General features: G+C 40.7%; 4 protein-coding genes. All 4 read right to left on the minus strand.

What is annotated here, in order from left to right; all coding sequences use genetic code 11:
- Positions 1-51: 51 nt before the first annotated feature.
- The gene (mnmD, locus tag QZ265_RS05735) at positions 52-2,346 is read right to left on the minus strand and encodes a tRNA (5-methylaminomethyl-2-thiouridine)(34)-methyltransferase MnmD (RefSeq protein WP_296404271.1); all 2,295 of its coding nucleotides are present in this window, start codon (positions 2,344-2,346) and stop codon (positions 52-54) included.
- A gap of 91 nt (positions 2,347-2,437) precedes the next feature.
- Entirely contained in the window at positions 2,438-3,016 is a 579-nt protein-coding gene (locus tag QZ265_RS05740; protein ID WP_296404273.1) for a hypothetical protein, read from the minus strand.
- Between the two features lie 36 nt (positions 3,017-3,052).
- Positions 3,053-3,349, minus strand: coding sequence for a YciI family protein (locus tag QZ265_RS05745; protein WP_296404274.1), 297 nt, complete (start codon positions 3,347-3,349; stop codon positions 3,053-3,055).
- 8 nt (positions 3,350-3,357) lie between these two features.
- The gene (ispZ, locus tag QZ265_RS05750) at positions 3,358-3,912 is read right to left on the minus strand and encodes a septation protein IspZ (protein WP_296404276.1); all 555 of its coding nucleotides are present in this window, start codon (positions 3,910-3,912) and stop codon (positions 3,358-3,360) included.
- Between the last annotated feature and the right edge of the window lie 172 nt (positions 3,913-4,084).

Below are 4,084 nucleotides of genomic sequence, written 5' to 3' on the forward strand. Positions count from 1 at the left end.
TGAGTTAATACTGATGAGTTAATAATGAGTCGATAATGATTATATAGCGCTCTATTTCGGCAACGGTTTTTGCAAACTATTTCGATGGGGTGAGAGTCTATCTATAAGCGAGCTTGGAAGTGGAGGGTATTGACCTGTCATCATATCCGCTAACACTTGGGCACATATTGGGGCAAAAGCATAGCCCTTAGATCCCATACCACTTAAAGTCCATATCAATCCTTCATCGTCTATCTGACCCACTAATGGATGATAATCAGGGGTCTGTGCACGAATTCCCACACGCGCTTGCCAGCCGCAACTAGAGACCTGCTTTTTTTCACGCCCAGATGCTTCTACTATATGATCATCTACACTATGGTTATCAATAAATACGCTTTTTAATTCACTAATCGCATCGATTAACTTATGGCAATTGACCTGATGCTCAGAGGTACGGATTTGGGTGTCCATATCGTTGCGTACAAAGCTCGCGCCTAATAAAAAGCTAGGAGTGCCTACATTGACTGGATTGAGCTGATCATCATTTGGGCTTGGAATAAAGCTAGCGCAGTAGCCACCATATTTAAGCGGAAGCTTAGGTAATGCTTCAAGTTGGGCTTTAGTCGGCTCAAACCATGACAACTGTCCACGTATTCTACGAAACTCAAAAATACGAGCGTCTAAACTCTGACTATCAAAAGCTGCAGCAATAACCACTGCATCGTAAGGCCCTTTATCATCGTCACTAAGGTCATCTGAATCACATTGCAGGTTTATGCCAGCACTGTCATCGCTAGAATTTTGACACCGGTTTATCTGTTTGACTTCAGTTTTTATAAAGCGAATATTGGAATGAGCCAATATAGTATCCGCTAAGGCTTTAGGGTTTATTAAACCGGCTTGAGGCAGGTACAAGTTTTTATCTAAATTTTGATGCTGTAAGCCGCTAAGGTTCTGCGCTTGCTTAGCAGACAAAGTGGTCGCCATTATCTGTGGATATTCTGAAATTTGAGCGACGTCGGCATTGGACTTTACTAATAAGTCGAGAGTCCCAGTATGAGTAAATATCTTACTAGGGCTGAAGTAGTTTGGCGCTTTATCGGCGGCGTTAAAAAGAAGTTCATTTCGTCTATCTAATTGGCTATATAAGCGTTGGCTATATAAGTAGCCGATACTATGTAAATGTTCAGCGACATGAGCGATAGGGGTCATTTTAGGAGCCAATAAGGCTCTAGGGTTGCCAGAAGCACCTGATAAAGGCGCAGACTTATCTATTAAAGTTACTTGGATACCACGCTGCGCCAACGCCCACGCAGCCATCAAACCAGAAACCCCTGCGCCAACAATAGCAATATTTCTATAGGGGTAGCAGTTAATCTTAGGGTATGAGCAATGGTCTTTTTGTGGTAGTGTCAGCTTAGGTTCAGACACGAGATCGCTAAAATTATCGGTGTATATATCGGCTATTTTTTTGGCAGTAAGCATTTGACGCTTACGGCCAAAGCCTTTTACTTTTTTAATCTCAAAGCCAGCGGCTTCTAAACCACGTTTTACTACCCCAGCACTACTAAAAGTGGCCAAAGTACTATTCACATGTGATAGACGGTTTACTTGGTTAAAAATTTGCTCTGCCCACAAGGATTCGTTACAGGACGGGGCAAACCCATCTAAGTACCAAGCATCTATTTTAGGTTGATTAGATACGTGAAGCGTTGAGTGGTACACAGAGTTTGTCATTTTTTTTAAGCTATCTGTAGCATCACCCAACCACAAATCTAGAGTTACATCATCTTCTAAATGTAGACGATGACAGCCAGAAACCAAGGTGGGATAAAGCGACAATAAGCGAGTAATTAGCGGAATCAATCTAGGATCATTGTCTTGCCAACTTTGTAAACTACGCGTCAAGTCCTCTATAGTTAAGGGATGCTTTTCGGTACTGATTAAATGAAGACGAGGTGTCTGATAGCCAAATTCACGATACATAGCTTGCGTTTGAATAGGTTTATGGTGCTGATTGTCTTGAAGACAGATTGCTTGCTTGGTCTGTTGCCACAGTTGCCAAGTTGCCAATATATTGAGTCCGGTGCCAAAGCCAAGCTCCGCAATGGTAAAGTTATTTGAAAAGGTTTCTGAACTAGCACAACTAGGGTCATCAGTCTGTAAAGCGACGTATCGTTCAAATAACGAGCTAAAACGCTCAGGAAGATGATTTTGTTCAAGGAAAACATAACGAGATTCTGCCAGACCGTCAGCCAATGAGTAATAGACATCTTCGAACAACTCAGAGACAGGCACTAAATTACCCAGTTCATCTGCTTGCCATAAAAGTTTGGCAGGTATAACTTTGTCTGTTTCACTCACGGTCTGACTCACTTGTTTGACGAAACTGTACTAGCTGGCAAGATAACTTGCAAATAAGCCCCTATATTAAACTTTTTTATTCAACCATTATTTACCAGCGATCGCGTCTACCAAATATAAAAGCTCCCAATAGCATCCCTAAAAATAACGACACTGCTACAGTGACAGCACCATACATAAACAACTGCCCACTACGCTCATTAATCAATACGTTGACGCGGGTTTCTAAGTCATTTACCGCACGTTGTAACTGGGCATTACGGCTCAGTAACTGTTGATTGGCTGCCGATAATTCAGATTCTTTTGGTTGCAGGGTACTGGCCAAGCTATTTGGATTTTGTAGAGCGCTTACATTTTGACCATTATTTGTCTGCTGTTGATTGGGGCTTTGAGGATTAATCATGTTAAAGGGAGTAGCTGGCTGCGGGGCAACTTGTGGATCTTCTGGCGCAGTAGTAGGGGCTTGCTGAGCATTATTATTCACTACTACCGTAGGCGCAGCATAAGCGCTACTAGACATAAAGCTAGCAAAAAGAACACTAGCAAAAATAGCGTTACGTAGTATGCGTATGCTGCGGTTATCTGTTGAAGGGTTAATTCTAGATGATGCTCTGTGTTTAACCATAGAAAGGTTTACAGATTTTTGTGCTAAGCATTCTGGAGCAGGCATGGCTATGATTTCCAATAAGAAAAAACAGTAAGCTAATTAGGCAGAAGGTAGGGTTTTGATAAAGGGTTTGATGTCCACATGGCTATAAATGCCAGTTTTTAAATAAGGCTCTTCACTTACCCAGCTTTGTGCGGCTTGTAGGCTCTCGAAGTCAGCCACTATAAGGCTACCGGACATGGCATCATTACCATGCTCAATAGGGTTAGGACCAGCAATAATTAGACGTCCTTCTGCTTCTAGCTGCTTTAGCCGAGTGACATGGGCAGGTCGTATTTGTTGTCTTAATTCTGTTGAATTGGCGACATCGTGACCAATAATCATAAATAACGGCATAGTAAACCTTACTTTTTGGACTTATCATTGCTGATTTCAGGATTGATATAGTTTTTAAGTATAACAAACTGACCCACCATAAATACTAGCATAAAGGGAAGCCAGCCCCAGCTCTTAAAATTGATCCAAGTCTCATTACTGGTATAAAACGCAAAATAGTACTGCAAAATTGCCATAATAATAAAATAGCCTACCCAAGCCAGTGTAAGTTTGTTCCAGCCAGACTTGGTTAAGTTAAACACACTTTTCATTGCCATTTCTAATAGCGGTCTACCAATAAGCACACTAATTAATAAAGCAATAGCGAACACACCGTTAATGACTGTCGATTTCCATTTTAAATAAATTTCGTCATGAAATACTAAAGTTAACCCACAAAATACAATAGTTAATACCAAGGTCACTGCTTGCTGTTTAGTAAGCCGACCTTTTTGAGTGATTAAATGTATAATTGAAACAATAACCGTTGACACTAAAATCGCCGCTGCACCTGCTAAAATGCCTTGAGTTTTGGCAAAGTAAAAAAATGCTAATAAAGGTATAAAGTCTAGCAATGCTTTCATATTGGTCACAATTATTAATGAGAAAAGGATGAGTCGATCAAGTTTTTATAACAAAATGTATAGACTATAATTTAGATGTTGACTATAAACTATTGAGTGCAGTTTGTGGCAATAGTTTACACGCCCTGACCTACAAAAAAAAGCATTGCTGCAATGGAAACTTCCATTTACC

Source organism: Psychrobacter sp. (assembly GCF_018260395.1).
Lineage (GTDB): Bacteria > Pseudomonadota > Gammaproteobacteria > Pseudomonadales > Moraxellaceae > Psychrobacter.